Consider the following 17,087-nt stretch of genomic DNA (forward strand, 5'->3'; position numbering starts at 1 on the left):
CGTGCATGACATGCACCGGCATGGCGACATGCGTGACGTTCCGACATGCGTGACATGTGGAGAGGAGCCCTGACCCAGGGTGAGCACCAAGCCGACCACCACAGACCTCGAGTGGACCGAGCTGGACCAGCGGGCCGTCGACACCGCCCGCGTCCTGGCCGCCGATGCCGTACAGAAGGTCGGCAACGGCCATCCCGGTACGGCGATGAGCCTGGCGCCCGCCGCCTACACCCTCTTCCAGAAGGTGATGCGGCACGACCCGGCGGACGCCGACTGGACCGGACGCGACCGCTTCGTGCTGTCCGCCGGGCACTCGTCCCTGACCCTCTACACCCAGCTGTACCTGGCCGGCTTCGGCCTGGAGCTGGACGATCTGAAGGCCTTCAGGACGTGGGGTTCGAAGACCCCGGGCCACCCGGAGTACGGCCACACCACCGGCGTGGAGACCACCACCGGCCCGCTCGGCCAGGGTGTCGCCAACTCGGTGGGCATGGCGATGGCCGCCCGCTACGAGCGCGGTCTGTTCGACCCGGAGGCCGCCGAGGGCACCTCCCCCTTCGACCACTTCGTCTACTGCGTCGCCGGTGACGGCTGCCTCCAGGAGGGCATCTCCGCCGAGGCCTCCTCCATGGCCGGTCACCAGAAGCTCGGCAACCTCATCCTGCTGTGGGACGACAACCACATCTCGATCGAGGGCGACACCGAGACCGCTGTCTCCGAGGACACCGTCAAGCGGTACGAGGCGTACGGCTGGCATGTGCAGCGCGTCGCCCCGAAGCCGGACGGCGACCTCGACCCGCACGCCATCTACAACGCCATCGAGGCCGCGAAGCAGGTGACGGACAAGCCGTCCTTCATCGCGATGCGCTCGATCATCGCCTGGCCCGCCCCGAACGCGCAGAACACCGAGGCCGCGCACGGCTCGGCGCTCGGCGACGACGAGGTGGCCGCCACCAAGCGCGTCCTCGGCTTCGACCCGGAGCAGTCCTTCGAGGTCTCGGACGAGGTCCTCAACCACACCCGCGCACTGGGCGAGCGCGGCCGACAGGCCAAGGCGGAGTGGGAGAAGTCCTTCCAGGAGTGGCGCAACAACAACCCGGAGCGCGCCGCCGAGTTCGACCGCATCAGCAAGGGCGAGCTGCCGACCGGCTGGGAGGAGAAGATCCCGGTCTTCGAGGCGGGCAAGGGCGTCGCCACACGCGCCGCGTCCGGCAAGATCCTTCAGGCGCTCGGCGCGGTCATCCCCGAGCTGTGGGGCGGTTCCGCCGACCTGGCCGGCTCCAACAACACCACCATCGACAAGACGTCGTCGTTCCTCCCGGCGGACAACCCGCTCCCGGAGGCCGACCCGTACGGCCGGACGATCCACTTCGGCATCCGCGAGCACTCCATGGCCGCGGAGATGAACGGCATCGCGCTGCACGGCAACACCCGTATCTACGGCGGCACGTTCCTCGTCTTCTCCGACTACATGCGCAACGCCGTCCGTCTGTCGGCCCTGATGCACCTGCCGGTGACGTACGTGTGGACGCACGACTCCATCGGTCTCGGCGAGGACGGCCCGACGCACCAGCCGGTCGAGCACCTCGCCTCGCTGCGCGCCATCCCCGGCCTGAACATCGTGCGGCCCGCCGACGCCAACGAGACCGCCATCGCCTGGCGCGAGATCCTCAAGCGCTACACCAAGGTCTTCGGCAAGGGCGCCCCGCACGGCCTCGCGCTGACCCGGCAGGGCGTGCCGACGTACGAGCACAACGAGGATGCCGCGCGCGGTGGTTACGTGATGTTCGAGGCGTCCACGGGCACGCCGGAGGTCATCCTGATCGCGACCGGTTCCGAGGTGCACGTCGCCGTCGGGGCGCGCGAGCAGCTGGAGGCCGACGGGGTGCCGACGCGGGTGGTGTCCATGCCGTCCGTGGAGTGGTTCGAGGAGCAGGACCAGGGGTACCGGGACAGCGTCCTGCCGCCTTCCGTGCAGGCGCGCGTGGCGGTCGAGGCCGGGATCGGACTCACCTGGCACAAGTACGTGGGGGACGCCGGTCGCATCGTTTCCCTGGAGCACTTCGGTGCTTCGGCCGACGGCAAGGTCCTTTTCCGCGAGTTCGGGTTCACTGCCGAGAACGTCGCATCCGTCGCCCGGGAATCGATCGCCGCAGCCCAGCGCTGACGCTCACATACGACACGTAGGAGATGCATTTTCCATGACAGACGCACTGAAGCGCCTCTCCGATGAAGGCGTCGCGATCTGGCTGGACGACCTGTCGCGCAAGCGGATCACGTCCGGCAACCTCGCCGAACTGATCGACGAGCAGCACGTCGTGGGCGTCACCACCAACCCGACCATCTTCCAGAAGGCGATCAGCAGCGGCGACGGCTACGAGCAGCAGCTCGAGGATCTCGCCGCCCGCAAGGTCACCGTCGAAGAGGCCGTCCGCATGATCACCACGGCGGACGTCCGCGACGCCACCGACATCCTGCGCCCGGTCTTCGACGCGACCGGCGGCCAGGACGGCCGCGTCTCGATCGAGGTCGACCCGCGGCTGGCGCACAACACCAAGGCGACGATCGCCGAGGCCAAGCAGCTGGCCTGGCTGGTGGACCGCCCCAACACGCTGATCAAGATCCCGGCGACCAAGGCGGGCCTGCCGGCGATCACCGAGGTGATCGGCAACGGCATCAGCGTCAACGTCACGCTGATCTTCTCGCTGGAGCGCTACCGCGAGGTCATGGACGCCTACCAGGCGGGTCTGGAGAAGGCCAAGGCCAAGGGCCTGGACCTCTCCTTGATCCACTCGGTGGCCTCCTTCTTCGTGTCCCGCGTGGACACCGAGATCGACAAGCGGCTCGACGCGCTCGGCACCGACGAGGCCAAGGCGCTGCGGGGCAAGTCCGCCGTCGCCAACGCGCGTCTCGCCTACCAGGCGTACGAGGAGGTCTTCTCGACGGACCGCTGGAGCGCGCTGGAGAACGCGGGCGCCAACAAGCAGCGTCCGCTGTGGGCCTCGACCGGCGTGAAGGACCCGGCGTACAAGCCGACCCTGTACGTCGACGACCTGGTCGCCCCGAACACGGTGAACACCATGCCGGAGGCCACGCTTCAGGCCACCGAGGAGCACGGCGAGATCACCGGCAACACCATCGCCGGGACCTACGAGCAGGCGCGCGCCGACCTCGACGCGGTCGAGGCGCTCGGGATCGCGTACGACGACGTGGTCCAGGTGCTGGAGGACGAGGGCGTCGACAAGTTCGAGGCGTCCTGGAACGACCTGCTCAAGTCGACCGAGGCGGTCCTGGAGCGCCTCGCCCCTTCGGAGGGCTGACACCTTGACCCCTGTCTCCGGTTCCGGAGCGAATCCGCTTCGTGACCCCGCCGACCGACGGCTCCCGCGTATCGCGGGGCCGTCGGGCCTGGTCATCTTTGGTGTCACGGGCGATTTGTCCCGGAAGAAGCTGATGCCCGCGGTGTACGACCTCGCCAACCGGGGTCTGCTTCCGCCGGGTTTCTCCCTGGTCGGCTTCGCGCGCCGCGAGTGGCAGAACGAGGACTTCGCGCAGGAGGTCCATGACGCCGTCAAGGAGCACGCCCGTACGCCGTTCCGCGAGGAGGTCTGGCAGCAGCTCATCCAGGGGATGCGCTTCGTCCAGGGCACCTTCGACGACGACGACGCGTTCGAGCGGCTGCGCGCCACCATCGAGGAGCTGGACAAGGCCCAGGGCACGGGCGGCAACTTCGCCTTCTATCTGTCGGTGCCGCCGCGTTCCTTCCCGGTGGTCATCCAGCAGCTGAAGAAGCACGGCCTCGCCGACCAGACGAGCGGTTCCTGGCGGCGTGCGGTCATCGAGAAGCCGTTCGGCCACGACCTGAAGTCGGCCGAGGAACTCAACTCGACCGTCGAGGAGGTCTTCGCCCCGGACCAGGTCTTCCGTATCGACCACTACCTGGGCAAGGAGACCGTCCAGAACATCCTGGCGCTGCGCTTCGCCAACACGATGTTCGAGCCGATCTGGAACCGGTCCTTCGTGGACCACGTCCAGATCACGATGGCCGAGGACATCGGCATCGGCGGCCGGGCCGGCTACTACGACGGCATCGGCGCCGCCCGTGACGTCATCCAGAACCACCTCCTCCAACTCATGGCGCTGACCGCCATGGAGGAGCCCGCCTCCTTCGACGCGGACGCGCTGGCCGCCGAGAAGACCAAGGTGCTCGGCGCGGTGCGGCTGCCGAAGGACCTGGGCCGGGACACCGTGCGCGGGCAGTACGCGGCCGGCTGGCAGGGCGGCGAGAAGGCGGTCGGGTACCTCCAGGAGGAGGGCATCGACGCCAACTCCAAGACCGACACCTACGCCGCGATCAAGCTGGAGATCGACAACCGCCGCTGGGCGGGCGTCCCCTTCTATCTGCGCACCGGCAAGCGGCTCGGCCGCCGCGTCACCGAGATCGCGGTCGTCTTCCAGCGGGCGCCCCACTCCCCCTTCGACCACACGGCGACGGAGGAGCTGGGCAAGAACGCGATCGTCATCCGCGTCCAGCCCGACGAGGGCGTCACCGTCCGCTTCGGCTCCAAGGTGCCCGGCACCTCGATGGAGATCCGGGACGTCTCCATGGACTTCGCGTACGGCGAGTCGTTCACGGAGTCGAGCCCGGAGGCGTACGAGCGACTGATCCTGGACGTCCTGCTCGGCGACTCCAACCTCTTCCCGCGCACCGAGGAGGTCGAGCTGTCCTGGGAGATCCTCGACCCGATCGAGGAGTACTGGGACCGCAACGGCAGGCCCGCGCAGTACCTGGCCGGAACGTGGGGCCCCGTCGAGGCGGACGACATGCTCGAACGAGACGGACGGAGCTGGCGCCGGCCATGAAGATAGACCTCACGGACACTACGGCCAGCAAGATCAACAAGGCGCTCGTCCAGGGCCGCCGCGACATCGGCACACCCGCCGTCGGCATGGTCCTCACCCTGGTCATCGTCACCGACGAGGAGAACGCCTACGACGCTCTGAAGGCCGCCAACGACGCGTCGCACGAGCACCCTTCGCGCACGCTGGTCGTCATCAAGCGCGTTTCCCGCTCCCCGCGCGACCGTACGGCCTCGCGTCTGGACGCCGAAGTGCGGGTGGGCGCGGACGCCGGCACCGGCGAGACGGTGGTGCTGCGGCTGTACGGCGAGGTGGTGGGCCACGCCCAGTCAGTCGTCCTGCCGCTGCTGCTGCCGGACGCGCCGGTGGTGGTGTGGTGGCCGGTCAACGCACCCCTCGACCCGGCCCACGACCCCCTGGGCGCCCTGGCGCAGCGCCGGGTCACCGACACCTACGCCGCCGAGCAGCCCGTACGGGAACTCAGCGCCCGCGCCGACACCTACGCTCCCGGCGACACGGACCTGTCGTGGACCCGCATCACGCCCTGGCGTTCGATGCTGGCCGCGGCCCTGGATCAGGTCGTCTGCGAGGTGAAGGCCGTCGAGGTGGAGGGCGAGGAGTTCAACCCGAGCTGTGAGCTGCTGGCGATGTGGCTCGCGGACCGGCTGGACGTCCCCGTGAAGCGGTCGCTGTCGTCGGGCCCCGGTCTGACGGCCGTCCGCATGGACACCAACTGCGGTCCGATCGTCCTGGACCGGGCGGACGGTTCGCTGGCGACCCTGTCCATCGAGGGCCAGCCGGACCGTGCGGTGGCGCTGAAGCGGCGGGAGACGGCCGAGCTGATCGCGGAGGAGCTGCGGCGGCTCGACCCGGACGACACGTATGCGTCGGCGCTGCGGTTCGGCGTGGAGCGGCTGAACTCGGCGCCCGCGTCGGCGGTTCGGGGCGCCGAGGCCGCGGTGGCCAAGGCGGAGCAGGCCGTCGCGCTGGCCGAGGCCGCCGTGGCCAAGGCCGAGGAGTCACCAGCTGAGGAGCCGCCGGCCAAAGGAGAATCTCCGGCCAAAGGAGAAGCGGTCCGCACTCCCGTCGAGTCGGCTGCCAAGGCTCCCGCGAAAGACGCGACGGCGGAGGCACCGGTGAAGAAGGCGGCAGCGAAGTGAGCACTCCGCAACTCGTCGTGCACCGCGACAAGGAACTGATGGCGCAGGCCGCCGCGGCCCGGCTGATCACGAAGATCGTGGACGCCCAGGCCTCGCGCGGCTCCGCGTCGGTCGTGCTCACCGGTGGCCGCAACGGCAACGGCCTGCTCGCCGCGCTGTCCGCCGCCCCCGCCCGGGACGCCGTCGACTGGGGCCGGCTCGACCTGTGGTGGGGCGACGAGCGGTTCCTGCCCGAGGGCGACCCCGAGCGCAATGTCACGCAGGCCCGCGAGGCCCTGCTGGACGCGGTTCCGCTCGACCCGAAGCGGGTGCACGCGATGCCCGCCTCGGACGGTCCGCACGGCGCCGACGCGGAGGCGGCGGCCGCCGCCTACGCCGAGGAACTGGCCCGTGCCGCGGGCCCGGAGAACCACGGCTCTGTGCCCACGTTCGACGTCCTGATGCTGGGCGTCGGCCCGGACACCCACGTGGCCTCCCTGTTCCCGGAACTGCCCGCCGTACGGGAGACCGAGCGCACGGTGGTCGGCGTCCACGGCGCCCCCAAACCCCCGCCCACCCGGGTCACCCTCACGCTCCCCGCGATCCGCGCGGCCCGCGAGGTGTGGCTGCTGGCGGCCGGCGAGGACAAGGCGAACGCCGCGGCGATCGCCCTGTCCGGCGCGGGCGAGGTCCAGGCCCCGGCGGCGGGTGCCTACGGCAGACAGCGCACCCTGTGGCTGCTGGACGCCGCGGCGGCGTCCCAGCTGCCGCGCTCGCTGTATCCGCCGGCTTCGCCGTAACGGCCGTACCTCTCAAGGAAGTTGACACCGGGCCTCGCCATCATGGCGGGGCCCGGCGTCGCTCGGAGGATGCGGTCCTCTCGGCTCAGAACGCGTAGTCCCGCCACTCCTCCGGTCTTTCGCCGATCAGCTCCAGGAGTCCGGTGAAGGCCGACGCGTCGAAGAGCAGCCCGTTGTACTCCACCGGAATGCGCACGTCGTTGACGACGGCAGTGGGCGTGCCCGGACCCTCGGGCTCCTCCTTGCCGTCCGCGTGCTCGTAGGCCTACTCGGAGGCGGTCACGAAGGCGCGGTACTTCATGCTCTTGACAGCGGAATCGAAGGCCGGACCGCGCAGTCCGTCGACCTGGCCGGCCAGTTCGAGCAGATAGGCGTCGGTGAAGCCGTCGACGGCCTCCTCGGGCTGATGGGCGTAGAGCACCTCGTGATACTCGGCGAACTTGCCCGCCTCCAAGGCGGCCCGCAACGCGTTGACCGCCTTCTTCGAGCCGCTGCCACCGACCCGGTCGTCGAGGAACGAGCCCAGGGTGTACTCGGTGACCGCATCCCGCGCCAGCGTGGCCTTCCGCAACTCCGGGCCACCACCGGTGGTTTCGAACTCCTCGCAGACCGGGCAGCGCGGTTCCTCGTCCAGGCTGCCGTAGGGCGCCGAAGGAACTCGAACGGGAATCGCACTGAGTTACTTGACCGACCCCGCCATCACCCCCTGCACGAAGTGCCGCTGGAACGCGAAGAACACGACGACCGGCACGATCAGCGACACAAAGGCGCCCGGTGCCAGGACGTCGATGTTGCTGCCGAACTGTCGTATCTGGGACTGGAGTTCCACCGTGAGCGGCTGGGAGGCGCTGTCCGCGAAGAGCAGGGCCACCAGCATGTCGTTCCAGACCCAGAGGAACTGGAAGATGGCCAGGCTGGCGACGGCCGGGCGGCCCACCGGCAGGACGAGGCGGAGGAAGATGCGCCACTCGCTGCCGCCGTCCATCCGGGCCGCCTCCAGCATCTCCTTCGGTATCTCGGCGAAGTAGTTGCGCAGCAGGAACACGGCGAACGGCAGCCCGTAGGCCACATGGAAGAGCACGACGCCCGGGATCGTGCCGAACAGGCCCAGCTGGCCGAAGAGTTTGGCCACCGGCAGCAGGCCGATCTGCACCGGCACCACCAACAGAGCGACCACCAGCAGGAAGAGCGGCTCCCGGCCGGGGAAGTCCAGCCAGGCGAAGGCGTATCCGGCGAGTGCCGCGATGACGACGACCAGCGCCGTGGTCGGCACCGAGATCAGCACGGTGTTCCAGAAGGCCTGCGTGATGCCGGCGTTCTCCAGCAGGGCGGAGTAGTTGTCGAAGGACAGTTGGCCGGGGCTGGTGAACACCGTCCACCAGCCGCCCGTCGCCGTGTCCTCGGCGGACCGCAGCGAGGACAGGAACAGCCCGGCCAGCGGGGTGAGCCAGATCAGGCCCAGCACCACGAGGAAGGCCTGGACCAGGCTGTTGCCCAGGCCCCGTCGGACGGCGTTCATCGCTGACTCCTTCGGAAACGGCGGACGTTGAAGACCATCGCGGGGATCACCAGGAGCAGGAGCAGGACGCCGAGCGCGCTGCCGAGTCCCTGGTCGTTGCCCCCGCCGAAGGACACCAGCCACATCTGCGTCGCCAGGACGGTCGCGTCCTCCTGCACCGGTCCGGGCGCGATGATGTAGACGAGGTCGAAGACCTTCATCACGTTGATCACCAGGGTCACGAACACCACGGTCAGCACCGGTGCGAGCAGCGGCACGGTGATCTTCCGAAAAATCTGCCACTCGTTCGCGCCGTCCATCCGGGCCGCCTCCAGCGAGTCCCGGGGCAGCGTCGACAGTCCCGCGCCGATCAGCACCATCGCGAAGCCGGTCCAGATCCACAGATACGCCCCGATGATCGCGGGCGTCACGAGCGCGGGCCCCAGCCAGGAGACGCCGTCGTAGGGCGGGGCGAAGTTCGAGGCGGGCAGTTTCACGGTGTACGACCCCTCGCGCAGCCCCTCGAAGCGGAAGGAGCCGTCGGACGCGGTGGTCGTCGTACCGACCGCTCTCCCGTCGCGCACCGCCTCGACCGTCATCTCCGGCAGCCCGCTCTCCCGCCGGTCGACGCGCCCCTGCTCCCCTCCCCCGCCGGGCGTGAAGTCCAGATACACGACTCCGCGCAGCTCACTGTTGGCGGCCTTCTGCCCGGCCGCCGCGTGCGCGGGCTCGGCGCCGTCCGGCACATCGCCGGGCAGCACACCGACCAGGCCGAGCGCCACCGTGTCCCCCGGCGAGACGTCCGCGGTCGTCCGGTACGCCCCGCTCGCCTCCTTGGCCATCCCCTGACCGTCGCGCGCCCGGGCCGTCGGATACGACGACGTGCCCTGGAAGGCGTCGTGGACGCCGACGACCGCGGCGTTCAGCACGCCCTTGTCGGGATCCTCGTCGTAGGCGAGCCGGAAGATGATGCCGGCGGCGAGGAAGGACACCGCCATCGGCATGAACAGCAGCAGCTTGAACGCCGTCGCCCAGCGGACCTTCTCCACCAGGACGGCCAGGATCAGCCCCAGCCCGGTCAGCAGCGTCGGCGCCACGACGACCCAGATCGCGGTGTTGCGTACGGCCTTGAAGGTCGCCGGGTCGCGGAACATCTCGGTGTAGTTGTCGCCGCCGACGAACTGTGTCCCGGACGCGTCGAAGAAGCTGCGGCCGACGGAGAACAGCACCGGGTAGACGACGAGGGCGCCGAGCAGGAGCAGGGCGGGGAAGACGAACAGCAGGGCGACGATCCGCCCCCGCCGCCGCGAGCGCCGGACGCGTCCGGCACCGGCGGCGGCCGGGGGGCTCGTCTCTTTCACGAGGGTCGCGGTCATGGCGGTCAGTTCCCGTACGCCTTGGCCGCCGCCTTCTCCAGCCCGGCCGCGGTCGCCTTCGGGTCCGAGGGGTCGCGCAGGAAGTCCTGGAGGATCTTCCACTCGCCGGCGCCCTTGGTGCCGCCGAACGCCGCCGGCGCCTGGTCGGACATGTCGAAGCGGACCGAGTCGCCCGCGTCGACCAGGGACTTGGCGGTGGCCCGGGTGACGGCGTCGCCGTAGGAGGTGAGGTCGAGCCCCTTGTTCGGGGAGAGGAAGCCGCCCGCCTCGGCCCACACGGCCGCGGCCTCGGGGGTCGCGAGGTACTCCAGGAGCTTCATGCCCGCCTCGGCGTTCTTGCCGTCCTTGAGGACGACGGCCGCGTCGCCGCCGCTGACGACGGGCGCGGTGCCGCCTTCGACCGCCGGGAACGGGAAGAAGTTCGCGTCCTCGCCGATGCTCTTGCCGAACTGGTCCTTGGCCACCCCGGCCACGAAGTCGCCCTCGTAGACCATGCCGGCCTCGGGCTTCGGCCCGAACACCTTCTCCACCGAGCCCGGGAAGTCGGTGTTGAGGGCCCCCTTCTGCCCGCCCGCGACCAGCTGCTTGTCCTTGAAGAGCGTGCCGAGCGTGGTGAGCGCGTCGACCACACTGGCGTCCGTCCACTTCAACTCGTGGGCGGCCAGGGCGTCGTACTTCTCGGGTCCGGCCTGGGACAGGTAGACGTTCTCGAACCAGTCGGTGAGCGTCCAGCCGTCCTGCCCGGCGACCGAGAACGCGGCAAGCCCGGAGTCGGAGACGGTCTGCCCGGCCTTCAGCATCTCGTCGTACGACTTCGGCGGCTCGACGCCGGCCTGGGCGAGGGCGTCGGGGCTGTACCAGACGGTCGACTTGTGGGCGGCCTTGAAGTACAGGCCGTAGAGGGTGCCGTCGACGCTGCCGTACGTCTTCCAGACATCGGCGTAGTTGGCGCCGACGGACTTCTGGGTGGTCTTGGACAGCGGCTTGAGCCAGCCTTCCTTCGCGAACTGCTGGAGCACGCCGACCTGCGGGACCATCACGACGTCGGGGGCGTTGCCGCCCTCGATCTTGCTGCCGACGACGGTGGAGACGTTGTCCCCGGTGGACACGAACTGGGTCTTCGCGCCGGTCTTCTCGCCGAAGGCGTCGAGCACCTTCTGGAAGTTCTCCTGCTCACTGCCGGACCAGACACCGGCCACGGTGACCGTCTGGCCACTGAGCGCCTTGTCGCCGCCGCCCGCCGTGACCGGGCCGGCGCCACAGGCGGTGGCGCCGAGCGCCAGTACGAGGCCGATGCAGCCGGTGAGGAGGGTGGTACGTCGTCGCATCATCGTTGATGTCCCTTCAGAGGGTGGGGAATGGACGGGAGGTCACTGATCCACCAGGCGGTCGTCGAGCCGGGCAGCACCCCGGCCGCCGGGCAGGGCCCGCTGGACAGCAGCGGGGTGCCGGAGACCGGCGCGGGCACGGGCGCGGTGGTGAAGTTGACGGCGCAGACCAGGTCGTCGCCGCGGACGAAGGCGAGGACACCCGGCGGGGTGTCCAGCCAGCGCAGCGTTCCCTCGCCCAACTGGGGCAGGGATGCGCGCAGCTGGAGGCCGTCGCGGTACAGGTGCCAGAAGGAGCGGGTGTCGGCGAGGGCCCGGTCGGTGGCGTGCTCGGCGAACCACTCCGGCTGCGGCAGCCACGGCTTGGCGCCCTCCACCCCGGAGGTGAAGCCGAACGGCGACGCCTGCCCCGACCAGGGCAGCGGCACCCGGCAGCCGTCCCGGATCCGGGCCCGGCTGCCGGTCCGGCGGAAGATCGGGTCGGTGAGCACATCGTCGGGCAGGTCGACGACCTCGGGCAGGCCCAGCTCCTCCCCCTGGTAGATGTACGCGGCTCCGGGCAGCGCCAGCATCAGCAGCGCGGCGGCGCGGGCGCGGGCGGCGCCCAGGGCCTGCGTCGGAAGTGGCGTCGTCCGCCCGAAGGGCGGGCCGGGCGGCGTCTGGTACGTGCTCTCGGCGTGCCGGGCGGAAGCCCTCGTACTGGACGTACTTGGGCTTTCGCCCGGTGCGGCGAAGGGGGTCCCCCCGTCCGAGCCGTGCGAAGCCGGTTCGAGGATGGGGGCGCGTGCCAGGCGTCGCGCGGCAGGCGCCACTTCCGACGCAGGCCCTGGTCCGCTGCCTTCGGTGGCCGGTTCGCCGTAGCGGGTGACGGTGCGGACCTGGTCGTGGTTGTTGAGGACCCAGGTGACCGTCGAACCCGTGCCGGCTATGTCCTGCATCGCCTCGGAGATGACCTTGCGGAAGGCGCCGGCCTCCCACGGGGCGCTGAGCAGGTCGAAGAAGAAGGCCTGGTGGAGCTCGTCGGAGCGGACGTACTCGGCGTGCTCTCGGGCCGTCGGGACGGACACCTCGCCGACCAGCAGCCGCTCGCGGCCGTCGCGGGCGGCGTATTCCTCGCACACGGCCCGCCAGTGCCGCCACACGTCGTGCACCTCGGGCTGGTTCCAGGCGAGCGGGTTGACCGAGTCGCGGGTGCGGGCGTCGGCCTCCGGGTCGTCCGAGTCGGGCAGCTCCGGGTGCTTGAAGAGACCGGCCGCGACGTCGATACGGAAGCCGTCGATGCCCCGGTCCAGCCAGAAACGGAGGATCCGGTCGAACTCGGCGCCGGTCTCGTGGTTGCGCCAGTTCCAGTCGGGCTGCTCGGGCGCGAACATGTGCAAGTACCACTGGCCGGGCCGCCCGTCCGCCTCGGTGACGCGGGTCCAGGCCGGGCCGCCGAACATCGAGTGCCAGTTGTTGGGCGGTTCGGCGCCGTCGGGTCCACGGCCGTCGGCGAAGTGGAAGCGGGCGCGGGCCGCGCTGCCGGGTGCGGCGGCGAGTGCCTCACGGAACCACGGATGCTCGCTGGAGCAGTGGTTGGGGACGATGTCGAGCAGCACCTTGATGCCGAGCCGCCGGGCCGTCGCCATCAGCAGGTCGAACTCGGCGAGGTCGCCGAAGAGCGGGTCGACATCGCAGTAGTCGGCCACGTCGTAGCCGTGGTCGTGCTGGGGCGAGGGGTAGAAGGGGCTCAGCCAGATCCCGTCGACGCCGAGCTTCTTCAGATACGGCAGTCCGGCCCGGACGCCCGCGAGATCGCCGATGCCGTCACCGGTGCTGTCCAGGAAGCTGCGGACGTACACCTGGTAGATCACCGCGTCACGCCACCAGCGGCGGTACTTACTCAACATGCATGCATGTTATGTAGGCGTATCGCAGAGGTGTCAATGAAAGAAACAAAGGATACTGGCGAGTTGGCTCAACAATTAGGGACACTTTGGGGCATCTGGGCGCCAGATGAGATGACGCCGTTACCTAACAAGTAACTAGCGACTGGAGATGATCGCCAGCTCGCGTGCCATCCGTCGCACCGCTCCCCCGGGCGTCTCGCGCCCGGTCATCGCGTCCTGCACGGCCGCCTGCACCGCCAGGCTGACCTGGTCGTAGCGCGGGCTCTTGGGGCGCGGAGCGGCCGTGAGCACGCTCTCGCGCAGGATCGGCAGATAGGGAAAGCGCCGGACGAGCGCGGGATCGTCGTAGAGATGCGCACGTACCGGCGGCAACGCCCCGTGTGTGAGGACCTGGCGCTGGACGGGCTCGCTGGTGAGGTACGCGAGCAGGCGCGCGGCCGTGTCGGGGTGCCGCGCATGAGTGCTGACGGCCAGGTTGGAGCCGCCGAGCACGCTCGCGCCCGGCCGGTCGGGACCGGGCAGGGACACGGCCCCGACCTTCCCGGCCAGCGGGGATCCCGCGGCGGAGGCGGCGGCGTACGCGTAGGGCCAGTTGCGCAGGAACAGCAGACGGCCGTCGAGGAAGGCCTGCTTGGACTCCTCTTCCTTGTAGGTCAGCGCCCGCCGCGGAATCCAGCCCTCGCGCACCCCGCGAGCGAGGAACCCGATGCCCTCGCGGGCCGCGTTCGAGTTCACGGTGACTCGTTCGCCCTCATCGCCCAGGATCGTGCCCCCGGCCGAGTACACGGCCTCGGCCGCGTTGACGGTCAGACCCTCGTACGGCAGGAACTGGCCGGCGTAGCCGTCGAGTCCGTACTTCGGGGCGACGGTCTTCGCGACCCGTTCCAGCTCGGTCCAGGTGCGCGGCGGCGGCAGGCCCTCCCTCGCGAGGACGTCCTTGCGGTAGAGCAGCAGCCCGGCGTTGGTGACGTACGGGACGGCGTACAGCCGCCGGTCGTAGGTCGCCGTGTCGACGACCGGGGGCAGGAAGGAGCCGAGCGGGAAGCGGTCGTGTTCCAGCGGGCGGATCCAGCCGGCGGCCGCGAACTCGGAGGTCCAGGCGACGTCGATGTTGAGGACGTCGAAGCGGCCGCGGTCGCCGCCACGCAGGTCGGTGATCATCTGTGCGCGGGTCTCGTCGGCCGAGTCCGGCAGCTCGACCAGCGTCACCTTCTCATCGGGATGGGCGCGGTTCCATCCCGCCAGCAGAGGGCCGAGGTAGCCGGTGAGGTCTCCGGCGGTGGCGAGGGTCAGGGGTCCCCGGTCGCCCGCGGCCGGCTCCTCGGCCCGTGCGCCCGAGGCCACATACCCCGTCAAGATCACGACGAGGACGAGAAGGCCCCTACCGGCGGCGTGTATCCACCGCATAGGTTCCTCCCTGTGCACCGGCGCCGGACCCCTTCGCCCGGAGTCAGAGGCCATGTATACCTGTTAGGTATGGGCGATACTAGGGTCTGCAGCACATTACAAGGACGCGGGGAGGAGAGGGACGAGTGCGCCTGCCGCTCCTGGCACTCCTCGCGCGCGGTCCGGCCCACGGCTACGAGCTCAAGCAGGACCTTGAGCAACTGCTGGGCTCCGCGTACCCTCAGCCGAACATCGGCCAGATCTACGTCACCCTCGGCCGCCTCGAGAAGACGGGACTGATCGAAGGCGAAGAGGTCGAGCAGTCGAGCCGGCCGAACAAGAAGATCTACCACCTCACCGACGCCGGGCGCGAGGCGCTGCACGCCTGGTACGAGGAGACGGCGGACGAGCCCCGGGTACGGGACGAGTTCTTCATGAAGCTCGTGCTCGCCCCGCAGACCGGTCTGGCCGACCAGATCGCGCTGATCAACAAACAGCGGCGCCAGTATCTGAACACCATGCGCAGCCTGTCGAAGCTGGCCGCCACCGAGGACCGGGACAACCGTGTCGCCCACCTGCTGATCGAGGGCGCGATGCTGCATCTGCAGGCCGACCTCGACTGGTTGGAACGCTGCCAGGAGGAACTGGAGGAGTCGGAGTGAGCGAGAGCCCCACTCCTCTGCTGCGCGCCGAGGGCCTGGTCAAGACGCACCACGGCGAGGGTGCCCCGGCACATGCCGTACGCGGGGTCGATCTGTGTGTGACGCGCGGCGAGTTCGTGGCCGTCACCGGCCCGTCCGGCGCCGGCAAGTCGACGCTGCTGCATCTGCTCGGCGGGCTGCAACGGCCGGACGGCGGCAGCATCTGGCTGGACGGCGAGTGCACGGACTCCTACTCCGAGGCGCGCTGGGCCGTGGAGCGGCGCCGGCGCATCGGGATCGTCTTCCAGTTCTTCAACCTGGTCTCCAACCTCTCCGTCGCGGACAACGTCGAGCTGCCCGCCCTCCTCGCCGGGACGCCGCCGAAGCGTGCGCGGGCCGAACGGGAGGCGCTGCTGGACGAGCTGGGACTGGCCGGCAAGGAGCGCAGCATGCCGGGCGAGCTGTCCGGCGGTGAGCAGCAGCGGGTCGCACTGGCCCGCGCCCTGGTCAACCACCCGCCGCTGCTGCTGGCCGACGAACCCGCGGGCAGCCTGGACAGCCGGGGCACCCGCGAGGTCATGCGGCTGCTCTCCCGCTTCCACCAGCGCGGCCAGACGATCGTCCTGGTCACCCACGACGCCCGGCTGGCCAGCGCCGCGGACCGGGTCATCAGCTTCTTCGACGGACGGATCGCGGACGACGCGGAACTGACCGGCACACCGTCGCGCCGGGTCGGCACGTCCGGGGTGCTGGAGCTGAAGGACTGATCCGCGGTGTACGAGGAAGCGGTGCACGACAAAGCTGTGCACGACAGAGCGGTGCGCGACGGACTGGCGCCGGCCCGCCCAGGCGCACGCGAGCCGGGATACGCGGCCCCGCGGATCGCCCGGCGCGGCCATGACCGCCCTGGCGTACGCGAGCCGAAACAGCCGACCCTGCGGATACCCCGCCTCCACCACAGCCGCCCCACCGCACCCGGGTGGAGACGATCGGCCCCGCGGAACCCTCGGATCAGCCGCCCCGCCGCACCCGGCTCGAAAGGCTGAGGCCCATGCGAGCAACCCTGCGCTGGGTGCACTCCGATCTGCGCACGCACCGCGGCGAGGCACTGTTCATCGTGCTCGCCACCGCCGGAGTCGTCGTCTCCCTGCTCCTTGCGACGGCGCTCTTCGGCTACGCGACCAACCCCTGGCAGCGCGTGTTCGCACAGTCGCGGGACGCGCACGTGTGGATCCACACCGGCCCCTCCGCCGACGCACGCGAGCTCGCGGCTCTGGACGGCGTCGAGTCCGTCGCCGGCCCCTATCCGACCGAGTCGGCCACCCTCGCCTCCCGCGGCGTGCGCGCCTCCGTCGAGCTGCGCGGCACGACCGCCCGGCCCGCCATAGGGCGCCCGCTGCTCACCTCCGGCCGCTGGCTGGACGACGCACACCCCGACGGCGTGGTGCTGGAGAGCCACCTGGCCCGCGCCCTGCTCGCCGAGCCCGGAGACGTCCTCGCCCTGCCCGGCACCGCACGCACCCTGACCGTCGCCGGGATCGCCGACAGCGCCGAACCGCGCTACCGCCCCGGCGAGCGCGCCGGACTCGTATGGGCGCTGCCGTCCGCCGTGCGCGCCCCGGACGGCGAGGTGACCGGACTGCGCCTGGCGGACCCGGACGAAACGGACTACGCCGTCCAGCGCGCCGTCACCGTGCTCGGCGCCGGCGCGGTCAGCGAGGTCACCACCTGGCAGCAGGCCCGGTCCGAGGCACAGGGCGACACCCGGCTCCTGGGCCAGGTGCTCGGTCTGTTCGGACTCGGCGCCCTGCTCGCCGCCGGACTCGCCGTGCACGGGGCGATCGGCACCCGCATCCGGGGCCATCTGCGCGACATCTCGGTCCTGAAGGCGATCGGCTTCACGCCCGGCCAGGTCGTCCGCGTCTTCCTGCTCCAGCACGTCGCCTACGCCCTGCTCGGCGCGGTGACCGCGGCGGCGGTCACCCAGGCGCTGGGCCCCCGGATCCCGGGTCGGCTCGGTGACGCGGTCGGCGTGTGGCAGGGGCTGCCGGGGCACACCGCCGCGCTGCTGGCGATACCGGTGGGCGCCGTGCTGTTCATCGCCGCGACCACCGGGCTCGCGGCCTGGCGAGCGGGCCGGGTGTCCCCGGTGCCCGTGCCGCGGACCGCC

13 protein-coding genes and 1 pseudogene are annotated in these 17,087 nt (G+C 70.5%); 8 read left to right on the forward strand and 6 right to left on the reverse strand.

Translation table 11 applies throughout. The features are described from left to right. Positions 1-79 precede the first annotated feature (79 nt). The 5 genes from tkt to pgl are packed head-to-tail and all read left to right on the forward strand — an operon-like array spanning position 80 to position 6,799. Positions 80-2,167: a transketolase gene (gene tkt / locus AB0I98_RS36385; RefSeq protein WP_362949362.1), complete on the forward strand. Its 2,088-nt coding sequence runs from the start codon at positions 80-82 to the stop codon at positions 2,165-2,167. A 34-nt stretch (positions 2,168-2,201) separates the two neighbouring features. Further along, positions 2,202-3,320 carry a transaldolase gene (gene tal, locus AB0I98_RS36390; protein ID WP_362949363.1) on the forward strand — a complete coding sequence of 373 codons (1,119 nt, stop codon included), beginning with the start codon at positions 2,202-2,204 and terminating at the stop codon, positions 3,318-3,320. Positions 3,321-3,324: 4 nt separating this feature from the next. Then, positions 3,325-4,863, forward strand: coding sequence for a glucose-6-phosphate dehydrogenase (gene zwf, locus AB0I98_RS36395; protein ID WP_362949365.1), 1,539 nt, complete (start codon positions 3,325-3,327; stop codon positions 4,861-4,863). Further along, complete coding sequence (opcA, locus tag AB0I98_RS36400) at positions 4,860-6,020, forward strand: glucose-6-phosphate dehydrogenase assembly protein OpcA (protein ID WP_362949367.1); 1,161 nt, start codon at positions 4,860-4,862, stop codon at positions 6,018-6,020. Before zwf ends, opcA begins: the two co-directional genes overlap by 4 nt. Then, on the forward strand, positions 6,017-6,799 hold the full coding sequence (pgl, locus tag AB0I98_RS36405; RefSeq protein ID WP_362949368.1) for a 6-phosphogluconolactonase: 783 nt from the start codon (positions 6,017-6,019) through the stop codon (positions 6,797-6,799). The genes opcA and pgl overlap by 4 nt, the downstream gene beginning before the upstream one ends. Positions 6,800-6,884: 85 nt before the next feature. On the opposite strand, the pseudogene AB0I98_RS36410 reads toward pgl, so the two are convergent. The 6 genes and pseudogenes from AB0I98_RS36410 to AB0I98_RS36435 form a co-directional block, all read right to left on the reverse strand. After that, positions 6,885-7,433 (reverse strand): annotated as a pseudogene (locus tag AB0I98_RS36410) (thioredoxin domain-containing protein); the annotation flags it as partial. Positions 7,434-7,478: 45 nt separating this feature from the next. Continuing rightward, positions 7,479-8,318 carry a carbohydrate ABC transporter permease gene (locus AB0I98_RS36415; protein WP_362949369.1) on the reverse strand — a complete coding sequence of 280 codons (840 nt, stop codon included), beginning with the start codon at positions 8,316-8,318 and terminating at the stop codon, positions 7,479-7,481. Beyond that, positions 8,315-9,673, reverse strand: coding sequence for an ABC transporter permease subunit (locus tag AB0I98_RS36420; protein WP_362949371.1), 1,359 nt, complete (start codon positions 9,671-9,673; stop codon positions 8,315-8,317). The genes AB0I98_RS36415 and AB0I98_RS36420 overlap by 4 nt, the downstream gene beginning before the upstream one ends. Before the next feature lie 5 nt (positions 9,674-9,678). After that, a complete protein-coding gene (locus AB0I98_RS36425) occupies positions 9,679-11,004 on the reverse strand; it encodes an ABC transporter substrate-binding protein (protein ID WP_362949372.1) in 1,326 nt (441 codons plus the stop codon). After that, positions 11,001-12,890: a glycoside hydrolase family 13 protein gene (locus tag AB0I98_RS36430; protein ID WP_362949373.1), complete on the reverse strand. Its 1,890-nt coding sequence runs from the start codon at positions 12,888-12,890 to the stop codon at positions 11,001-11,003. The genes AB0I98_RS36425 and AB0I98_RS36430 overlap by 4 nt, the downstream gene beginning before the upstream one ends. Positions 12,891-13,025: 135 nt before the next feature. Beyond that, a complete protein-coding gene (locus AB0I98_RS36435) occupies positions 13,026-14,297 on the reverse strand; it encodes an ABC transporter substrate-binding protein (RefSeq protein WP_362949375.1) in 1,272 nt (423 codons plus the stop codon). Between the two features lie 125 nt (positions 14,298-14,422). Between AB0I98_RS36435 and AB0I98_RS36440 the strand changes: the two genes are divergently transcribed. The 3 genes from AB0I98_RS36440 to AB0I98_RS36450 form a co-directional block, all read left to right on the forward strand. Continuing rightward, positions 14,423-14,938: a PadR family transcriptional regulator gene (locus tag AB0I98_RS36440; RefSeq protein ID WP_210575785.1), complete on the forward strand. Its 516-nt coding sequence runs from the start codon at positions 14,423-14,425 to the stop codon at positions 14,936-14,938. Beyond that, a complete protein-coding gene (locus AB0I98_RS36445; protein WP_362949376.1) occupies positions 14,935-15,684 on the forward strand; it encodes an ABC transporter ATP-binding protein in 750 nt (249 codons plus the stop codon). Before AB0I98_RS36440 ends, AB0I98_RS36445 begins: the two co-directional genes overlap by 4 nt. A gap of 284 nt (positions 15,685-15,968) precedes the next feature. Next, the coding region (locus tag AB0I98_RS36450) for an FtsX-like permease family protein (protein ID WP_362949377.1) at positions 15,969-17,087 on the forward strand (1,119 nt) is incomplete at its 3' end.

The sequence above is a fragment of the Streptomyces sp. NPDC050211 genome (genome assembly GCF_040656035.1).
Classification (GTDB): domain Bacteria; phylum Actinomycetota; class Actinomycetes; order Streptomycetales; family Streptomycetaceae; genus Streptomyces.